15 protein-coding genes are annotated in these 18,700 nt (G+C 35.2%); 11 read left to right on the top strand and 4 right to left on the bottom strand.

The features are described 5' to 3' along the window. Positions 1–102 precede the first annotated feature (102 nt). Together ACJ9PY_RS15340 and ACJ9PY_RS15335 are read right to left on the bottom strand one after the other, a co-directional pair. The gene (locus tag ACJ9PY_RS15340; protein ID WP_411738495.1) at positions 103–1,473 is read right to left on the bottom strand and encodes an MFS transporter; all 1,371 of its coding nucleotides are present in this window, start codon (positions 1,471–1,473) and stop codon (positions 103–105) included. Positions 1,474–1,645: 172 nt separating this feature from the next. Then, on the bottom strand, positions 1,646–3,142 hold the full coding sequence (locus ACJ9PY_RS15335; protein WP_411738494.1) for a helix-turn-helix domain-containing protein: 1,497 nt from the start codon (positions 3,140–3,142) through the stop codon (positions 1,646–1,648). A 702-nt stretch (positions 3,143–3,844) separates the two neighbouring features. Here ACJ9PY_RS15335 and ACJ9PY_RS15330 point away from each other — a divergent pair. Further along, entirely contained in the window at positions 3,845–4,069 is a 225-nt protein-coding gene (locus ACJ9PY_RS15330; protein WP_411738493.1) for a hypothetical protein, read from the top strand. A 130-nt stretch (positions 4,070–4,199) separates the two neighbouring features. On the opposite strand, the gene ACJ9PY_RS15325 is transcribed toward ACJ9PY_RS15330, so the two are convergent. Further along, positions 4,200–4,898, bottom strand: a complete 699-nt coding sequence (locus ACJ9PY_RS15325; RefSeq protein ID WP_411738492.1) for a DGQHR domain-containing protein — start codon at positions 4,896–4,898, stop codon at positions 4,200–4,202. 132 nt (positions 4,899–5,030) lie between these two features. On the opposite strand from ACJ9PY_RS15325, the gene ACJ9PY_RS15320 reads away from it, so the two are divergent. From ACJ9PY_RS15320 to ACJ9PY_RS15275, 10 genes are all read left to right on the top strand, one after another. Beyond that, entirely contained in the window at positions 5,031–5,381 is a 351-nt protein-coding gene (locus ACJ9PY_RS15320) for a helix-turn-helix domain-containing protein (protein ID WP_411738491.1), read from the top strand. 267 nt (positions 5,382–5,648) lie between these two features. Beyond that, positions 5,649–7,004 carry a hypothetical protein gene (locus ACJ9PY_RS15315; protein ID WP_411738490.1) on the top strand — a complete coding sequence of 452 codons (1,356 nt, stop codon included), beginning with the start codon at positions 5,649–5,651 and terminating at the stop codon, positions 7,002–7,004. Further along, positions 6,982–9,612: a DNA-binding protein gene (locus ACJ9PY_RS15310; protein ID WP_411738489.1), complete on the top strand. Its 2,631-nt coding sequence runs from the start codon at positions 6,982–6,984 to the stop codon at positions 9,610–9,612. The genes ACJ9PY_RS15315 and ACJ9PY_RS15310 overlap by 23 nt, the downstream gene beginning before the upstream one ends. 5 nt (positions 9,613–9,617) lie before the next feature. Further along, the gene (locus tag ACJ9PY_RS15305) at positions 9,618–11,474 is read left to right on the top strand and encodes a hypothetical protein (RefSeq protein ID WP_411738488.1); all 1,857 of its coding nucleotides are present in this window, start codon (positions 9,618–9,620) and stop codon (positions 11,472–11,474) included. After that, complete coding sequence (locus ACJ9PY_RS15300) at positions 11,467–12,198, top strand: hypothetical protein (RefSeq protein WP_411738487.1); 732 nt, start codon at positions 11,467–11,469, stop codon at positions 12,196–12,198. The genes ACJ9PY_RS15305 and ACJ9PY_RS15300 overlap by 8 nt, the downstream gene beginning before the upstream one ends. A 176-nt stretch (positions 12,199–12,374) precedes the next feature. After that, positions 12,375–13,055 carry a hypothetical protein gene (locus ACJ9PY_RS15295; RefSeq protein WP_411738486.1) on the top strand — a complete coding sequence of 227 codons (681 nt, stop codon included), beginning with the start codon at positions 12,375–12,377 and terminating at the stop codon, positions 13,053–13,055. 147 nt (positions 13,056–13,202) lie between these two features. Next, positions 13,203–15,386 carry a DNA topoisomerase III gene (locus ACJ9PY_RS15290; RefSeq protein ID WP_411738485.1) on the top strand — a complete coding sequence of 728 codons (2,184 nt, stop codon included), beginning with the start codon at positions 13,203–13,205 and terminating at the stop codon, positions 15,384–15,386. A gap of 102 nt (positions 15,387–15,488) precedes the next feature. Further along, the gene (mntR, locus tag ACJ9PY_RS15285; RefSeq protein ID WP_048687667.1) at positions 15,489–15,917 is read left to right on the top strand and encodes a transcriptional regulator MntR; all 429 of its coding nucleotides are present in this window, start codon (positions 15,489–15,491) and stop codon (positions 15,915–15,917) included. A 230-nt stretch (positions 15,918–16,147) separates the two neighbouring features. After that, positions 16,148–16,843 carry a class I SAM-dependent methyltransferase gene (locus tag ACJ9PY_RS15280; RefSeq protein WP_063575858.1) on the top strand — a complete coding sequence of 232 codons (696 nt, stop codon included), beginning with the start codon at positions 16,148–16,150 and terminating at the stop codon, positions 16,841–16,843. Continuing rightward, positions 16,843–17,538 (top strand): AIM24 family protein, encoded by a 696-nt coding sequence (locus ACJ9PY_RS15275; protein WP_411738484.1) that lies wholly within the window; start codon positions 16,843–16,845, stop codon positions 17,536–17,538. Before ACJ9PY_RS15280 ends, ACJ9PY_RS15275 begins: the two co-directional genes overlap by 1 nt. Positions 17,539–17,646: 108 nt before the next feature. On the opposite strand, the gene metA is transcribed toward ACJ9PY_RS15275, so the two are convergent. Continuing rightward, positions 17,647–18,555 (bottom strand): homoserine O-acetyltransferase MetA, encoded by a 909-nt coding sequence (metA, locus tag ACJ9PY_RS15270; RefSeq protein WP_057277307.1) that lies wholly within the window; start codon positions 18,553–18,555, stop codon positions 17,647–17,649. Between the last annotated feature and the right edge of the window lie 145 nt (positions 18,556–18,700).

The raw sequence follows: 18,700 nt of genomic DNA, 5'->3' as shown, positions 1-18,700 counted from the left end.
TTGACAAAACATTAACTTTTATAATGTTTAAGCCTTTGGATTAGTAAAATTTCGCAACGAGAACTCTCTTTCGAGAATTGGAGAAGTACTCCTTTTTTCATGTCAATTTATCTTCTTATGGTTCAAGGGGTTTAAGTTTGAATTTGAATTACTTGCTTCATTAAAAGGATTACTTGCCTCGCTTAAAGAGAGTGACTTTGTCTCCGGTGCCCAGGCAATCGAAATGATAGTACCAATTAACAGAATAGCCGTCATTCCAATCATCGAGGCATCCAACCCTATAGTGTTCATACTAAGGGGCAGGAGGAATGTCCCGATAGCAGAACCAATTCGGCTGAACGCTGTCACAAAACCAACCCCAGATGCGCGAATTTCGGTTGGGAAAAGTTCGGCCGGATATGTTAGCGTAAGATTTGAATTTGCTGATAATATAAAAGTAAAAGCCAGAAAAATCGGAACTACTAAAAGTTTAGGTTCGTGAAAAATGCTAAGCATAAGCAAGCAGACGGTTAGGATTGCAAACGTACTAATCGTGAAACCTCTGCGAGAAAATTTCTCCATAAGCCAAAGACCAGCAATCGAACCCAAGATTAGGAATATGTTTAACCACAAGTCTACAGTGAAGTTTTCTGCTAAACCCATACTATTTAAGATAGACGGTAGGAATGTGTAGATGGCAAAGTACGGAATGACAATACAGACATAAAATAGACTTCCAAAAGCTGTTCGCTTCCGAAATCTTTTGTTAAAAAGAGCACGAAAGCCATTTTTATTTTGAGTCTCAATAACAGTTTCGTCGATTTCCGCATTAGGCCCGATATACTTCTTTACGATATGGCGTGCTTCATCAATACGTCCCATGCTGATGAGCCATTGTGGGGATTCAGGTGTTCCGATTCGCAGTAGCAGCACAATGAATGCAGGGATTGCAGCACTAGCAAGCATCCAACGCCATGATTCCGGACCAGCTTGACCTAAATAATATCCGACAATGGTTGCAGAGACGTAACCTACCGTCCAGAGCACATTTAGAGAAGCCAGTAAGAATCCCCTATACTTTCTAGGCGCGAACTCGGCAAGTAAAGTCGATCCGACTGCATAATCGCCTCCGAGAGCAAAACCTATCAGTAAACGCAAAATTAACAACTCTACGGGCCCATCCACAAATAGTTGCAGCAACGAAGCTATAGTGACCAATAAGAAGTTAAGCAGGTATATTTTCTGTCTGCCTATGCGGTCAGATAACCCTCCAAGTACTAGACTACCGAAAAAGAGTCCGACCAAAGCAGAACTTCCAATTAGTCCTACCCACATCGAATTGAGTTCCATTTGTGGGCTAAGGAGAGTAAGAGCCACTCCAATAATCCCAAGAGCATACCCATCAGAGAAATTAGAGCCAAAAGTAAGCGCTGTAATTTTCATATGGAACTTGTTAAGTGGAGCGTCATCCATCTTAAATTTTTGTTCGGTCATAAGCGTCTTCCCCTTTTCAATATTTGATTTTTGGGACACTTCCTCCTTCTCTAGTTTAGAGAAGGAAAGCGATTGAAAACAGACGTCTATTTTTTGAATTTTTCTAATTTTTTTCGAAATTAAAGTGTAATGTAAAACGCTTACATTTGAAAACTATAATTATTTTAGATTTCTATACTTTTTTACGATTTCTAAATGAACGAGGGGTTGTACCGGTTTTTTCCTTGAAAATTTTGCTAAAGTAATTTGCATTTATAAATCCTGTTTTATCTGCTACATCTTGAATCGAGAGTTTTGTATCTATCAATAGACGCTGCGCTTCGTTTATCCGTGTCTTTGTTAATAGCTGTCGGAACGAGCTTCCTTGTTTTTTTGTTAAGAGCGAGCTAAAATACGCTGGGCTTCTGTTTACTTGGTTCGCAACGTCCTCAAGCCTTAGCTTAGGGTTAGTAAAATTCTCCTCAATGTACCGGATGGCCTGCTCAATCACATTTGTACGAGCGTTTTCTTGATTGTTATTTGCCCGATCAAGAACTTCATATAAGAACAGCAATAACTCCTGGACGATCCGATATAGAATCGGATTGTATAGGATGGATTCAAATACTTGATGATAACGTCTCTCAAGCATCCCTTCGTCAAGGTAAAATGACTTCATGAAGCGTCGGACTTGGGCTAATAAGCTTGTTAACCGGGTTCGCAATAAACCTGGCTCGGGATAGGGATCTGCCTTATTCAAAAATTCTTTATACATCCACAGCTTAATTTTGTCCCTGTCACCTTCGTTCAGCATGTCAATCCATTCGCGCTGTTCAGACGGGGTTAAAAACGGATCGATCATAACCCAGTTCACCTTATCCTCGATGACCGAAAGCTGCCGATATCCTTTGAAAAAACGAATTTCTAGCGCTTGCTTCGCATGAAGATATTTTTCATTTAACGAAAGCAACGGGTCATTAGTATCATATAAAACTAGTGACATGGGCTCCGAAAACTGCTCTTCCCATTCGGTTAGAATCCGATTGCCTATGTGCTTTAATTGTTTGAGTGGCTGTGGCTGCTGGTTATCGAATGAAAAAACAGAAACTATCATGTCGCTTAGCGGCAATACAACCGGTCGGTTCTTAAATGGATATTCTTGTAAAAAAGATAGCAGTATAGGTTGTTTCTTCGAATTTTCCAACTGCATCAGCATTAATCGGAAATTGGCGCCTAACGTTTCTTGATGCACGAATAGAGAACTGTAAGATACGGAAGGTACCTCAATTTGAGCCGATGGCTCTTGTTTCTCCTCAGTTTTTGAAACGGCCTTGCAGCACTGGGTTAATACTCGTTTGATATGGTCAGGCGACTGAGGTTTTACCCATAGATCATAGGCATGAAGCTCGATGCCTTGAAGCGCACGTTCAAATGTGGCTTCAGCCGTCATGACGATGACCTTTTGTATGTACCGTTTGGTCAGCTCCTTAAAGCTGTCCCACGCATCCTTTGGAATCATATCGAGTTCAATGCAAACAACATCTGGTACTTCGGCCTCTATTAGATGAAATACCTCAGATACTGAGCCTGCTAATAGAATGTGATCAAATGGAATCGAAAACGAAGAAACTAGCCAGCCAATCCCTGTTCGTTCATTTTGATCGCGATCAGCAATTAACAATTTAACCATACAGGTACTCCCTTAATAATAGATTTTTTCTTATTAATTATCGCCAAATCAAGCTTATTTTCATCACTCCAGTGTCTATCAGATTAAGGGTTCTGGTGCAAAAAAAACTGATTATGATGAAATTCTAAACAACTTATGTATGAATTTTACATCCATTAACGCACACGCTACTTAATGAAACGATACCAGCTAATAGGATGTCAATATCTTTCTCTAAAATTTTCAGATCATGTCCCACGGGCAGGTAAGTTCTACCCCGGCTACCGTTATCATATATCGATATAAGAATTGTTCAACGGGAAATAACTGGCTGACCTTATAATACGAACGGGGCAGGGAGGTTGCTGCGGCAACCTTTTTCTTACGGAACTAACGGGGCAGCATTCCTGTATTAACTTTAAATACTAAAAAGTTTGTGAAGAAATGTACTTAAACTAACGGGTGCGTTAGTTCTATAATGATCACTATAAAAATAATCAACTATTTTATAAAAATTGTATACTAAATCACTAGAAATGAACCCTTATTGATCAATCTCTTTTCAAAATGGATTGTATTTATTTACGAATATGAGGGTTCAGGAGGACCTTTTGAACAATCTTTATTTCAAAGCTACAGTGGATGCTTTTTTTAACAGATGCTTTAACACAATACATACATGAACTGAGCTGGAAAGTTCCCTCCAAATAATAAGGAATAAGAATGGCCGAAAATCAATTTGATTTTTCGGCCATTTTAATATTTGAAAATGGGGGATTTAAGAATTATATTTCTACAGATGCAATGATGTCATCAGCTAAGAGTTTAGAACCACTAGCACCTTTTAGATATTTCAATGTTCCTTCACTAGACCAATCAAATATCTTTATACTGCTCATTCTTTTATTTATTTCTTTAATGTTTAACTGGTTAGAAACAAAATTATAATTTGAAGGAATAATTTTATTGCCGGCTATAGCAAAAGCATTTAAACAGACTATATGAGTTAGTCTATATTGCTTATAATCACTCCATTCAACAGGTAACAACTCTTTTATACAATTAAAATAAGTAAGAGTTAAATTAAGTATTTTTCCTTAGGTAATTCGGCTATCTTTGTATTTTTGATTAATAACAAAAGAAAGTTATATACATTTTGTAAAGTAATATGCTTTTCTTTAGTTCTTTTGCCAATTAACGTTCCTTTATTATACAAGGGGCTGTTAGGGTCAATAATTAGCTGTGTTGCAATCCAACTAAGATTATCACTTTCTCTTTTTAAAAATCTACTTAACGAAGTACCTATACCTTTAGCTTTTGTATTAATAATATCAAAAAATTTAATTTCCTCATCTTCATCTAACCAATGGAAGGCAAGAAAAGGAACATTTAACATTGAATTTGTTGTTTTTGTATATAGCTCAATTCCTCCTAATCTATGTTGTCCATCCATTAATGAAGCTTGTTTTTTACAAATTAACCTACCAACATTAGGTCGAGATTTATCATAACACTGAAATTCCCAGTGTCCACCTGCATTTAATAATATTGGTGTGAATAGTGAGTCATCTCCCGTTGATAAGTATTTTGCAAAATCCTGTGTTCTTTTTTTGTTTATAGGACGTTGATACCCCTTTCCAGAAGGATCATTATAAGGTTTTGAAAAAGAAAGTTTTATTGCATTATTTGATGTAACAATACCTTGGTATGCGACACGTCCTCTCATTTTAAATTGTAAGACATTTTCTATAGCGATATTTTGAAATAAATTGTTCAAGAATTTCCAACTCCTAGAATAGATATAATTAAAAATATAGTACTTATAAGTACAATAATCAATGGAAGTTATATCATATGTATCTGTGAACACTCATTTTTATTACCTACTCTTAATTTAGAGGTGATTTGAGTGTCCACATTAATAACACTAATTGGTAAAAATATAAAAACTATTAGAAAACAAAAGAACTTAACTCAAGAGGAACTGTCTGAAATGTGTGGTTTGCAAACATCTTTCTTAGCAGGTATAGAACGAGGAGATAGAAATATTACTCTACAAACATTAGAGAGAATTATTGATGGTTTAGAAGTGGAACCACAGGAACTTTTCACATTTTCAAATATTAAAATAACCGAAGATTATCAAAATAAAAAAGAAATAATCGCCCTAATTGATTCCCTACTTGTGGGGAAGTCTGAAAAGGAAATAAGGCTAATTTACTCAATAGTTAGCGCGATTTTCGAAGTATATAATAAATAAAAATGGTTAGGTAAACAATTAAAATTTGTTTGCCTAACCATTTTTTTTACTTACTAAAATTTTTAAACGCATTTGTAATAACTTATTGGTTGAAGAGACGATTAATCTGTTAGACAATAGTAGATAATATTGTAATAAATTGCTATTAATTGTAATAATTTAAAATAAAGAATTTTAAAATTTAAGAATATTTGTTACTTATCAATTAAATCATACAAGTTTATAAAAAAGAAAAGTAATTCTTGTATGAGTTTTGGAGGTTACTAAATGAAAACTGGAAACTATAGATATGTATGGAAGGCGATAAGATACTATAGGAAACAAGGAGGGGAAATTGTAAACACACCCTCGATCATTATTGGTCTAGAGAACATGACCACTAAAGAAGTATTCCCCCATCCCATTAGCCATTTTTTGTATAAGAAATACCATAGAAATTCTGGTTCCATCAATTATGAGCTAAACGTAGCACAAATTATTGTACCATTTTTAAACTTTGTATTGGATAAAGTGAATCTTGAATTGAGTGAATATACAGAAATCAAAGGATTGGAAGATCTACGAGAGAGTCATGCAAATGCATTTTTACAATATTGTGTAGATGAGAAATCAAATAAAAATAAGACTTTAGAAATGAAAGAGAATTATTTATCTAAGTTTTATAATTATTTATGGGATGAAAAAGTACTAAAGCATAAACCAAAATTTAAGTTAGTCTCGGTCAGAAAGGGAAAAGAAGTTAGAAAAGTATATAAAATTGATTTCACTTATAAGAAGACAGATGAAACTCTTCTGCGTGAAAGAATAAAAAGAAAAGATATAGTCCCTCAAAATCATGACTCCAACGAAAATAGAACTTTTATTCGTTTGCAATATATTCGTGAAATACTGTACGTTGCAAAGCATGAAACGCCTGATATTGCATTTGGAGTGGCTTTGCAAATTTTTGGAGGGTTGCGTAAAGGAGAAGTAGTAAACTTGACTAGAACTGCTTTAAAGCCACAAAATGGGCAAAAATACGGAGTGGAAGGATTAGTTGTACTCGTAAGGGATCGTCAAAATGATTTATTTAATAGGTTTGTAGATCTTTCAACAATGCAAGTCAAAAGTCCAAGAGACCAATCCTGTCTTATTGATCCAATTTTAAATTATCTATATAAACATCATTTGGAAGTGGTACTTAAAAAGATAAAAAAAACTAAGCATCCCAATGCATTGTTTTATGATACGGAAGGAAATCCTATGTCAGCAGATACATATGATAAGAGATTTTTAAAATTAAAGAATACTTACTTAGGAATGTTACTAGGAACACAAGGTAGATATCAGGATTATTTAGACTTTTCACAAACGAAGTGGCGTTCACATATTGGTAGAGGAGTATTTACTAATATGTGTTTGGACGTTGGATTTAATGAAAAACAGACGGCAGTATTACGGGGTGATAGGTCTACTCAATCTATGGAATCCTATTTTGACATCATAACTGCTACTTATAACATTCGCAAGGCTTTAAGTTTACTTTCTCCAGATCAATCAGCAAATGTAGCTGATTTAAACATGCCAACTAATCATAGAATGTGGAAGGAAGTACAAGAATATGGAGCAGGGCTTAGAACTTGATTTCAAAGACTATATGACGATATATCGGATAGCTGAAGAGAAATTCAATAAAGACTCAAATAATCAATATTTTATTAGTAAATTAAAAAAATCCATTCTAGAGTTACCAAATGAATTTAAAATAACAATGATTAATTTAGAGGGAAAATATTATGATGAAAAATATGATCAATTTGTTAAAGAATTGTATTTAAAAGAAGATATTGATCATTTTTTTAGCAACTATATATCCAAGAAATCTCTCATTAATAATTTAAAAAAATTTGTTAGCCACCACTCAATTTATAAATATTATAACAACCTAAAGCCAATTGAAATAATACTCGGTGGTAATATAGATATCTTTGTATCGCAAGAAACTTCAAAAAAACTAAATGAAATAATAAAGGAAGTAGCAGGTAAAGGGGGATGGGGGTGGAGAACCTATACCTTTGAAAAATACAAAAAAAGTAATAGCTATTTATCCTTTGAAGAAGTTATGAAGAAATTAAATTGTAGTTTTGCGACTACCCAAAGATTAATCAATGAAAAGTTGTTAGTAGTCTCAGATGAATATGGAGATAGAAAGCTTTTTGATAAAGAGCATATACACGAATTACATACCGAACAAGAAAGACTTATTAAAAAGTATAAGAGAAATTATTACTCAGCGAAGCAAATTCAAGAGAAATATAGTGACTCTTTTGCTCATTATATTAAAGGATCAGAAGATAAAGTCCGAAGAAAAATAACAAAGGTTGATCCCCCACTGCTGTTGATTTCATACTTTGGTGTTCAGATGAAACTGTATAAAAAAGATGAAATTGATAATTTGTGGGAAGATTATAAGCTTTATTTGGACATGAATTCTGGGTTACTTGAAGAGCCTTTTGATGATTTCATTTATAAGGTAGAACAAGTGTTAAATATTAAATTCACTACGAACCAACAGAACACAAAATTATTATGGTACCAGTATGTTGAAAAATTTCTTATTAATACTAGAATGTCTGATAAGTCTAGGATTATATTTCAGGCTAACCAATTTGCAAGATGTACGGAGTTAATATTTAACATTTTCAATCAAGAAATATATTCATATTCAGGAAGTGAAATTAATAAAAGGTTTCTAAACGAAAGTATCAATATTAGAAGAAGTTATCAGAGGGATTTTTATACATTCCTAAAAAAAATGCTGGAAACCTTTTCTATAGAAGGACTCCCATTACCGTATAACATTGATGAATTATGTGATCCAAGAAATTTTAAAAGGATTAAGGAAGTAGCTACCGATATTTATTCGTTAGAGGAATACCATGAGTTATATAATCATACCAATCGTGTAACATTCCATAAAGAAAAGGCAATTCAAGATGTTGCTAATCTAATTCAAACAAAGGATTATACAAAATATAAACGTTATGACTGTTGTTGGTTATATATCTTAGTTCAATTAACAAATAATTGGAGACACAGTACGATATTATCTCAAATTCCAAGGGTTGATCTATCTACCACTTCAATTGAAAGCTTAGAGTGGTTAAAGAAAAATGATCCTTCTATAGAAGATGCGAACAATATTATATATCAGATTGGTAGATATGTAACAAAAATAAACAAAACAGATGTTAGTGCAGAAGGAATTTTTACAATTAGTGAACCACTTAAAATTGCTTTTGCAACTGCAATAAGCATTTGTGAAATTCGTAGAAGAGCAACTTTGGATAGCAGTTCAACATTGATAGATTTACCGGGTCATTTAGTGGTTAAATATAATCCCCATAAAGAATTTTTTATTGATTTTATTGATGGCTTTAAATTTGAAAATAGGAAGATGAATGGAACACTTAGCACTCTAATCTGGTCAGTTCTTAGACATATGGGGAATGGGTTAAAAGAATCTCAAGTCTCGCGAAGTCACTTACAAGATCAAACAACTATTACTCACTATATTAAGCTTTCTGACGAACAGGTAAAAAATCTTGTAGATGAAATATTTGATAGAAATCAATTTGGATTTGTGACACAAACATTAACAAATATTCTTTTTGGTACAGAAACAAATAAACATATCGAAACAGAAAGAATGATAGAGGTCAATAAGAAGTTCGGTGATGTTTTTAAAATTGAAGCTACCGCAGGTTTAATCAATAGAATATCAACAGAAAGAGATCATGTATTAAAATATCTCGAAGAATTTGACTTAGAAGGACTTAGAAATCTTTTTTACCAATCCATGACGGGGTCTCGTCCTTCAAAACAGAGGTATTACCAGTGTATCTATTCTGAATGTAAGTATGAGAATGAATACGGCGAAAGACCATCATGTGATTCGTGTGCTGCTTCAATGATTAATGTTTATGCCCTAGAAAATATTATGGATAATTATATTTTTATGATGGAAAAAATTTCGAAAGAGTTTAGTGGTGCGACTCTCGGAGAAAAACAAAAACTTGCAAATCAATTCTTTCTACTGCATAACATTGTAAATCAAGCAAGAAGAAAGTTCGGAAGAGAAGTCGTAGATAGATTTGTAGAAGGGAAGACAGAGCGAATAAAGAACCTAGGTCTTGAGTTATCAACAAAAGGATTAAAGGCATTTAGAACATCAGGAATACTAAGGGGGTGATATATGTGGCGCGAAAAAGAAATGTAGGTTCGTTAACACTTGATTTCATTAGTATTAATCCAGAGGATATAAAGGGTGCTGGATTTGATATTAGTAAGAATGTAGAAGAGGCAAAGAAATTATTAGAAGCCTATGATGATAATAGAGTGAAAAAGATCCGTGTGAAATTTGAAGATAATAAGTGGATTTTTAACGAGGAGTTCACACGAAGTGACGTGGTTTTTGATTATACGATAATTTCCGACTCTTTAAGGTTTAGTAAAACTGAAAATAAAGAGGAATTATTAATCGCGATGAAATGTTGGATAGCCAAAAAACTTAATGAAAATTCTATAACGGTTACAAAAGCTAAACTTTTAAATCTCGTTTCTGCTTTTTTATCGACAAAAAACCTTAGAAATTATAGTGAATTACTAGAAATGATACAGGAATCGAATCTCATTCGTAGGTGTTCAAAGAATCAATACAAAACCCATAAAGTTTCTAATAATGTTATATATAAATTTATTATGGATCTTGTTGATTTTTTAGAATTCTATAACCGGGATGAATTTGTCGGTTTTATAACTGATTTAAGTGAGTTAAAAACTAAAATAAAATTAAAGAAAACATACAGGAAATTGCCTTCTTTTAAAGATATTTTAACAATAAAACAATGTTTAGACAGTTGGCACGAAGAAGCAATGAACAATGAAAGTGAAGAATTACTCAAATATTTCCCACTCGTTTTATGGTGGAATCTAACATCTATTATTCCAATGAGAATAATAGAGTTCTGTCACATTAAGAGAAATTGCTTTTCATTAAAGGACGGGAATCATTCCATAACCTTTCCAAGAATGAAGTACGATCGAATTGGAACACATCGAACTAACATTGAGTACGACACGTTACCTATTCCTAAAGAGTTGTACGACCTTTTTCAAAACTATCTAATACTCTCGGAACAGTATGGACTATCGAATTATCTAATTTCACATAAAGTGTATCGCCATTATTTTAGCTATGATAAAAAAACATACAATGAGGACTCCTTGTTTAACTATCACAATTTTAACAGTACACTAGCAAGTTTTTTCAAAGAAATAATACACGAAAAGTATAAAATCAATATTATTTCTATAAATAAGCATTACCGTACAAATTACTCTACAAGATTAAAAGAAGCTTTTATCTCTGATTCAGCAATTGGAAGTATAGATACAATGATTAACCTTGGTGATTTAAGACATATCGCAATTATTAATATGATGATGCAAGGTTATGACAAAGTTGAGATTCAACGGTTAGCAGGGCATATCACAGAAGATATTCAATATAGCTATTTCAATCATATGGAAAATTGGATGGATATTGAAATACAAAAAATGGAGAAAGAATTCAGTAAATATAAACCGACAAACTCTACTTTTTATGAAAACGAATTGTCATTTTCACACCCCAATGTCCAAGCTTTTTTTGAGAATCAAAGCAAAAAGAATTACATCAACAATAATACACATGAAAATGAACAAAAGAACTATTTAAAATTGGATTTGGGCTCCTGTATGGATGAGACTATGCCCTGTCCTAGTTTCAATTGGAAACACCGTGGTTGTTATTTTTGTAAACATTGGTCCATCTCCAATCAAGAATTAGAGGAGAAAAGAAATCACATAGCTTCTGACTTGAATTTACTATATGAAGAAACTAGAGGGAAAATTCAGTTCATACAGTCCTTATTTAAACTACAATTCGATAGCTCCGAAAACGTAAACAATAATACAAAACAAGACTTATCTTCAACGTCAAAAGAAATTCAATTAGAGATTAAACGAATCGCAAAATTAAAGTCTATGTTAGGGGTTTTAGATTATGAATAAAATTGGTACAAAAGGTATTTTGGATGATATAGCAAAAGAGACAGCATTGAGGAAACTAATTGTTGAATATGATGAAAACCATAATATCAAATCTAAAATCACATACAAAGATATCTATGATTTTGTAAAATCGCAATACGATAAAGGTAACGCTGATTTTTATCCTGGGTATACATGGTGGAAAACAAAAGGAAAATATTTAGTAGACGAATACAATATAGTAAAGAAAAGAACTATTAAATTGTCAGAGACAGAAGAATTAGACGTATTTGACGTTCTTGATGTAGTGGAAAAACATTATGGAAATAAAGAGTCTTTAGTTAAGTACCTCCTCCCATATAATGATTTATTGGACAGGCTCGTAAATAAAATTAATAAACTCCAAGATAATTTCCAAAGCTTATTAGAACAAATTGAAAAAAAGGATGAGCGCATACAAATCTTAGAACAAACAATCCAGAATCAACAAGCTTTATTGGATGGGTTATTCTACACAACTATAGGATCGGAAAAAGAGTTAGATAAGGTAATGAAAAGAGGAAGTACCAAATCGGATATAGTGAACTATGCTTTAACGGAGGCTTTCGGAAACCCTGCTGCTTATATTGATGATTTTAGTAAGCGTATAGAGATAGGTATTCTTATGATAGATGATAAAAAAGATAATGTCGTAAAGTTTCAACCCAAGAATGAAACTGTGGAAGAGGATGATTATGATTACTAATATCTTGCTTCTAAAAAAGAGCATCAAATAAATAACCAGTAATCCAGAAAAACTAATAAAAAATTCTTTCATTGCTTTGATAACCAACTTTCATAAACAATCGGACGTTACTAAAGTTATATGTTGCTCAGACTGAATCACAAGTTTACAAAAAGAATAGAAAAATCTTCGAAGGAATGTCTAAACTTTCCATTTGGATAAGGGATAAAATTAAAACAGCTGAAGTATATAAAAATCAACGGAGTTCTGAAAGATGGAAAGGTAAATTAGCCAATATAGTGTGGATATATTTTGGCTTTGATGAAAGTGACATGAAAAGAGGTAATTTCATATGCCATACGACTTGGTGTGATGATAATCAGAACAAAGATTGGTGGTATAATGTAGATAGTTCAAACAAGTTTATGATAAAAGACACACATTTTTATGTGCATGCTTATTATGAAAGCGTCAAAACTCTTAATCAGGAAAACACAGCTAACAAAGAAGAACTAATGTTAGCTGTAAAAGAAATTTCTAGAACAATGTTAAAATCAGCTGAAGAAATAATTAGTCTTTATAATGAATATACGAACAGTATAATTTCTGAACAAAGTTTGGTTGAGCAAATAGAGCCTGCACTTTCTAAAATTGAAGAATTTTTCATGGCAAGTACAGAATCAAAACTCGCACCTAATGATTTACATGATTTGATGCAAGATTACTCAAATATTTTTGCAACAATTCATGACTTCACATTATATTACAACAAAAAACATCTATCACAACGTACACCTGAAAATAGAAAAGCTTGTATGGAAATGACTATTAAAAATTACTATGCGGAATTAGAAGAAATAGTAGAATTAGAACGTTAGAAGTTATAGCCTTTTAAAGAAGTAAAATTAAAAAACGTCATATAATGTTCGCATTTCAGGACGTGATATTATATTGTTTGACTTATTAATAAAGTCGAACAAGACTTATACCTTATCAAATATAGAGTAAAGGAGATTGTCCTATAAATGGGATACGTATTAATTCTTGCGGAGAAACCAGATCAAGGTTCAACGCTAGCGGCTCAATTTAAAACGAAAAAACAGCAAGGCTATATAGAAATCATGCCGAATGAACTTTTCCCCGATGGAGCTTATGTAACTTGGGCCGTCGGACATTTATGTCAACTTGTTTCGCCGGAAACCTATCATTCAAAATGGAAAAAATGGTCGATGGAAACGTTGCCGATGATTCCTGAGAAATTTCAATATGAAGTGACCCGGCAAAAGGCAAAGCAATTCAATGTTGTGAAGACTTTGCTTAGGAAAACGGAAGTCGATGAAATCATTCATGCAGGTGATGCCGGGCGTGAAGGAGAATTGATTGTACGCAACATCGTTAATCTATGCAATGTCAATAAACCGATGAAACGTTTATGGATATCCTCTTTGACCCCGAAAGCGATTTATGAGGGATTTCAAAATTTGAAGAGCGAAGAAAAAACCAGGCCGCTTTATTATGAAGCGTATACGAGAGCTTGCGCGGACTGGGTTGTTGGAATGAATGCGTCGAGAGCGTATAGTATTTTGTTGAAACAAAGGGGCGTTTCGGATGTGTTTTCAGCTGGAAGGGTTCAGACACCGACTCTTGCTTTGATAGTGAAGCGGGAAATGGAAATTGAGCAATTCAAGTCTGAGCCGTTCTGGGAAGTGTTCGCTGACTTCAAGATGGACGGTAAGAAATATCAGGGTAAATGGCAGCTGAATAATGATCCGAGAATCAAAACAAAAGAAATGGCTGATAAAATTGCCGCCTTTTGTAAGGGTAAGGAAGCTGAAATAGCGGAAATGGATACTGAAAGGAAAGAATTTCAGCCGCCTTTGTTATTTAATCTATCATCATTGCAAGCGACAGTGAACAAGATTTATAAATATTCACCGAAACAGACGCTTGATATCGTACAAAGTTTATATCAAAAAGGGATCGTTTCTTATCCGCGTTCAGATTCCAATTATGTAACGGAAGGGGAAGCCGAAACATTTCCTGATATTTTGCAAAAACTAAGCGGATTTTCAGAATATGAATCCCTGTTTCCTTTGCCACAACCGAACATCATGAATAATAAACGGTTTGTAAATGAAAAAAAAGTGACTGATCACTATGCCATTATTCCGACGGAGCAGGTAACCGACCCGAAGCGGCTTTCCGCCGAAGAACGGAATATATATGACTTGGTTGTTCGCCGGTTGATTGCGGCTCATTATGAGAAAGCGATTTTCGATTACACCACCATTAAAACGCTCGTCGATAAGCGGGCCGAATTCATTTCTAAAGGCAAGCAGCAGATTCAAGAGGGATGGCGCAAAGTGATTTTCCAAAATAATGATAAGGATGATGATGATATCATTTTGCCGTCCGTTTCAAAAGGGGATTCCGGGAAGGTAGCCAATATAAAGGTGAAAGAAGGAAAAACCCAACCTCCTAAGCGCTATACAGAAGGTCAGCTGATCACTTTGATGAAAACAGCCGGAAAGCATCTGGATAATGAAGAGTTAGAAAAAGTACTGATGAAAACCGAGGGTCTCGGTACCGAAGCAACTCGGGCTGGCATCATTACCATGCTCAAGGACCGTAAATACATCAATGTGAAAAAAAACCAGGTGTTTGCGACAGATAAAGGAAAAGTGCTGATTACTGCCATCGGGGAGAAAATCCTGGCTTCACCTGAAATGACAGCCAAATGGGAACAGCGTTTGAGGGAAATCGGTGAAGGAAAGGCTTCAGCTGGAGGCTTTATGGAAGCTGTTAAAAAGATGTCAGCAAAAATCATCAGTGATGCCGTGGAATCATCGGAAAACTGGGATTTTCAAGGGCTGGATACCGAGTCGATTCAACGGAGCGGCTCTAAAAAAAGAAGCTCGGCATCTGTGGGCAGCTGTAAACTATGCGGTTCTAAGATTGTCGATAAAGGGGAATTCTATGGATGTGTAAGTTATCAAAAAACAAAGTGTAACTTCACCATCTCCAAAAAAATCCTTAATAAGAAAATCAGTCAAGCAAATATAAAAAAGCTGTTGGCGAGCGGTGAAACGGATTTGATAAGCGGTTTTAAGAAAGGGGAAAAGACCTTTGATGCCATTTTATCTTGGTCCGACTCTGAAAAGAAGATCAGTTTTACTTTCCCAACAGAACAAAACGTCAAGCAAACTTAAGGAAAGACTTCATTAAAGGCGCCCCGAGACTTATATCTTCTTGTTTCGGGGTCGTATATATAGTAAAATTTTTAGATATGCGTTTGAATGGGAGGATTCCGAATGCCTACACCGAGCATGGAGGATTACATAGAACAAATTTATTTACTTATTGAAGAAAAAGGATATGCAAGGGTTTCCGATATTGCTGAAAATCTTTCCGTCCACCCATCTTCTGTTACAAAAATGGTTCAAAAACTTGATCAGGAAAAATACTTGATATATGAAAAGTACCGGGGTCTGGTCTTAACCGCAAATGGGAAAAAAGTTGGTAAAAGGCTCGTATACCGCCATGAACTTTTAGAACAGATGCTAAGGTTGATTGGGGTCAAGGAAGAAAATATTTATCAGGATGTAGAGGGGATTGAACACCACCTTAGTTGGAATGCCATCGATAGGATTGGAGACCTGGTTGAATTCTTTGAAGAATCTCCAGACCGTGTCGAGGATTTACGAAAGATACAAAAAAGAAATGAAGAAAATTCAAAATAAGCTGCCGCTGGCAGTTTTTTTTATGTTTTAATATCATCTGTCTTCTTGAGCCGGGCATGGTTCATTTTACAAATAAGGTCTAAAGGGGAGTAACGTTTTAAAAGAGGATTTTTTAATTATGAACAGAATAGCTATAAAGAGGCCCCGGTATTTTGATTCGGGAAAACGAAGTGTTTTTGTGTTTTTCAGTAACTTATTGATTAGGGGTTAAATGGGAGGGTGAATTTCTTATGAATATACATACATGGCATAAAGAGTCGGAAAAGGAATGGGATGTTTTTGCACCTATGTGGGTGAAGAATTCGCAAGAAATGTGGGAAACGGGGAGTCGGAAAAACATCATTCCCTTCTTTTCTGAATATGTGCCTTCGGGATTGAAGGTGGCTGACATAGGCTGTGGAGATGGAGTTGGTTCCTTGAAATTGGCCGAAGCGGGATATGAAGTAACTGGAGTTGATTTATCCAATGTGATGATTGAATTTGCAAAGGGGAAAACCGCTCAACAACCAGGACTTTCTTTCCTGCAAGGAGATTTTTATAATCTTCCATTCAAAGATGAAGAAATGGATGCAGCAATGGTCATTAATTCTTTGGAATATACGGGCGAACCATTAACGGTGATGAAGGAAATCCAACGGGTAATAAAGCCTGGAGGTTATGTCTGTTTTGGAATACTTGGTCCAACAGCTGAGCCGCGAAAAAAATTCAGCTTCCACCGGTTATTGGGAGATGAAGTCATCATGAATACCATGCAGCCGTGGGAATTTGAAAAAATGGCTTTAGAAACGGGATGGAAGGCAGTGGCTGATACCGGCGTTGCAAAGAGAGGGGTGGACTATGCAAAGCTGGGACATTTTTCAAAGGAATTAAAGCAAGCTGTATCGTTCATGTGGCTTTTCCTCCTGCAAAAAGAGGTGGGGCAGTGATGGGGAAGTATCAAATCGATCAATTCGTTGAAAAGACGAAGCAGCAGGATAAAGGGCAAGGATTATTCGAACTTGAAACGGAACGAATCTTGGAGATTAATTTGGAAAAGCAGATCTGGGCAAAAATGGGGACGATGGTTTCTTATCGAGGTCATGTTAAATTCGAGCGGGAAGGCATCTTGGAGCATGGTCTTGGTAAACTCTTTAAAAAAGCCTTAACTGGTGAGGGGGCATCCCTGATGAAAGCGACCGGAAGCGGCAAGCTATACGTCGCGGATCAAGGGAAGAAGATTTCCATTTTACAGTTAAATGGTGAATCGATCTGTGTTAACGGAAATGATTTACTCGCATTTGAGCCGGGGATTTCATGGGATATAAAAATGATGCGGCGCATTGCCGGGTTATTGGCGGGCGGATTGTTCAACGTAAGGCTCGAGGGGAGAGGCATGGTCGCATTCACTTCCCATTATGAGCCTCTTACTTTAATTGTGGAACCTGGGAATCCGGTTTATACCGACCCGAATGCCACAGTAGCATGGTCAGGGGAATTGCAGCCTGAATTCGTAACGGATGTTTCATTGAAGTCGTTTTTTGGAAGGGGAAGCGGCGAATCCGTTCAAATGAAATTCGAAGGACAAGGATTTGTGGTGGTCCAACCTTTTGAAGAGGTATATTTCGGTAATAAGGAATCATGAAACAAACAACCTGAGTCAGATACTCAGGTTGTTTCCCATGATGATCGGATGTGTCTGCCATAAAAAAGCGATTCATTTCAAAGTGAAAGCTTCTTTTTTCTTACCCTTTCAATCCCACTCATAAGGGGTTGATTGGTAGACATAATAGTTCAGCCAATTCGAGAACATCAGGCTGCAATGGCTCTTCCAGCGGTGAAGAGGTATCCTGGTCGGATCGTTATCAGGAAAGTAATTTTCTGGGAGTTGCGTATTGATCCCGCGTTCCCTATCGCGCTTGTATTCTTCACCGAGGGTATCGGCATCATACTCGAAATGGCCGGTAACCATAATTCTTTTTCCATCAACTGAAGCAGCCATCAATACACCAGCTTGATCGGACTGTGCGAGAACCTTCAATTCAGGATGGTTAACTAATTTTTGATAATCAATATCCGTATAGCGTGAATGAGGGGCCATAAAATAATCATCGAATCCGCGGACTAGATTTTCATTCGGTTCAAGGACCTCATGAGTGTATACCCCGAAGCATTTCTCTGGAAGTTCGTACTTGCCTATTCCATAATGATGGTACAGGGCAGCTTGTGCCCCCCAACAGATATGTAGGGTGGAAGTGACATTTTCACTTGACCAGTTCATGATGCTCTGCAGTTCTTCCCAATAATTAACGTCTGAAAACTCCAGCTTTTCCACTGGAGCGCCTGTAATGATCAAGCCGTCATATTTCTTTGTGCGAATATCATTAAATGATTTATAAAACTGATCTAAATGAAATTTACTTGTGTTCTTTGATTCATGTGTGCTTAAGCGCAGGAATGATATATTTACTTGAATGGGAGTATTGCCAAGAAAGCGCAATAACTGGGCCTCCGTTTTTTCTTTTTCTGGCATTAGGTTTAAAATTAATATATTCAATGGACGGATTTCCTGATTGGTAGCTCTTTGCTCATCCATTACGAAGATATTTTCCTGTTCTAAAATTTCCCTTGCTGGCAGTTGTTCCGGAATTCTGATTGGCATGATTAGCCTCCTTCTTCAAAAATCATAATATTTTAATTATATAGAAAATTATTGAATAGAAAAGCTATTTTAATAATTTCTTGTAAATCCCGAAGGAAATGGCCTGGGAATGGTAAAATGGGAAGATCGGAATACATTAACTATG

The organism is Peribacillus sp. S4, assembly GCF_046715815.1.
GTDB lineage: Bacteria > Bacillota > Bacilli > Bacillales > DSM-1321 > Peribacillus > Peribacillus frigoritolerans.
The sequence above is the reverse complement of the archived record's forward strand: the minus strand, read 5'-3'. Positions and strand labels throughout refer to the sequence as shown.

What these genes read in the sequence shown, in the direction of transcription:
- ACJ9PY_RS15340 (WP_411738495.1), bottom strand. Translation starts at nt 1,473, where the DNA reads ATGACCGAACAAAAATTTAAGATGGATGACGCTCCACTTAACAAGTTC.
- ACJ9PY_RS15335 (WP_411738494.1), bottom strand. Translation starts at nt 3,142, where the DNA reads ATGGTTAAATTGTTAATTGCTGATCGCGATCAAAATGAACGAACAGGG.
- ACJ9PY_RS15330 (WP_411738493.1), top strand. Translation starts at nt 3,845, where the DNA reads ATGGCCGAAAATCAATTTGATTTTTCGGCCATTTTAATATTTGAAAAT.
- ACJ9PY_RS15315 (WP_411738490.1), top strand. Translation starts at nt 5,649, where the DNA reads ATGAAAACTGGAAACTATAGATATGTATGGAAGGCGATAAGATACTAT.
- ACJ9PY_RS15310 (WP_411738489.1), top strand. Translation starts at nt 6,982, where the DNA reads ATGGAGCAGGGCTTAGAACTTGATTTCAAAGACTATATGACGATATAT.
- ACJ9PY_RS15300 (WP_411738487.1), top strand. Translation starts at nt 11,467, where the DNA reads ATGAATAAAATTGGTACAAAAGGTATTTTGGATGATATAGCAAAAGAG.
- ACJ9PY_RS15295 (WP_411738486.1), top strand. Translation starts at nt 12,375, where the DNA reads ATGTCTAAACTTTCCATTTGGATAAGGGATAAAATTAAAACAGCTGAA.
- ACJ9PY_RS15290 (WP_411738485.1), top strand. Translation starts at nt 13,203, where the DNA reads ATGGGATACGTATTAATTCTTGCGGAGAAACCAGATCAAGGTTCAACG.
- mntR (WP_048687667.1), top strand. Translation starts at nt 15,489, where the DNA reads ATGCCTACACCGAGCATGGAGGATTACATAGAACAAATTTATTTACTT.
- ACJ9PY_RS15280 (WP_063575858.1), top strand. Translation starts at nt 16,148, where the DNA reads ATGAATATACATACATGGCATAAAGAGTCGGAAAAGGAATGGGATGTT.
- ACJ9PY_RS15275 (WP_411738484.1), top strand. Translation starts at nt 16,843, where the DNA reads ATGGGGAAGTATCAAATCGATCAATTCGTTGAAAAGACGAAGCAGCAG.
- metA (WP_057277307.1), bottom strand. Translation starts at nt 18,555, where the DNA reads ATGCCAATCAGAATTCCGGAACAACTGCCAGCAAGGGAAATTTTAGAA.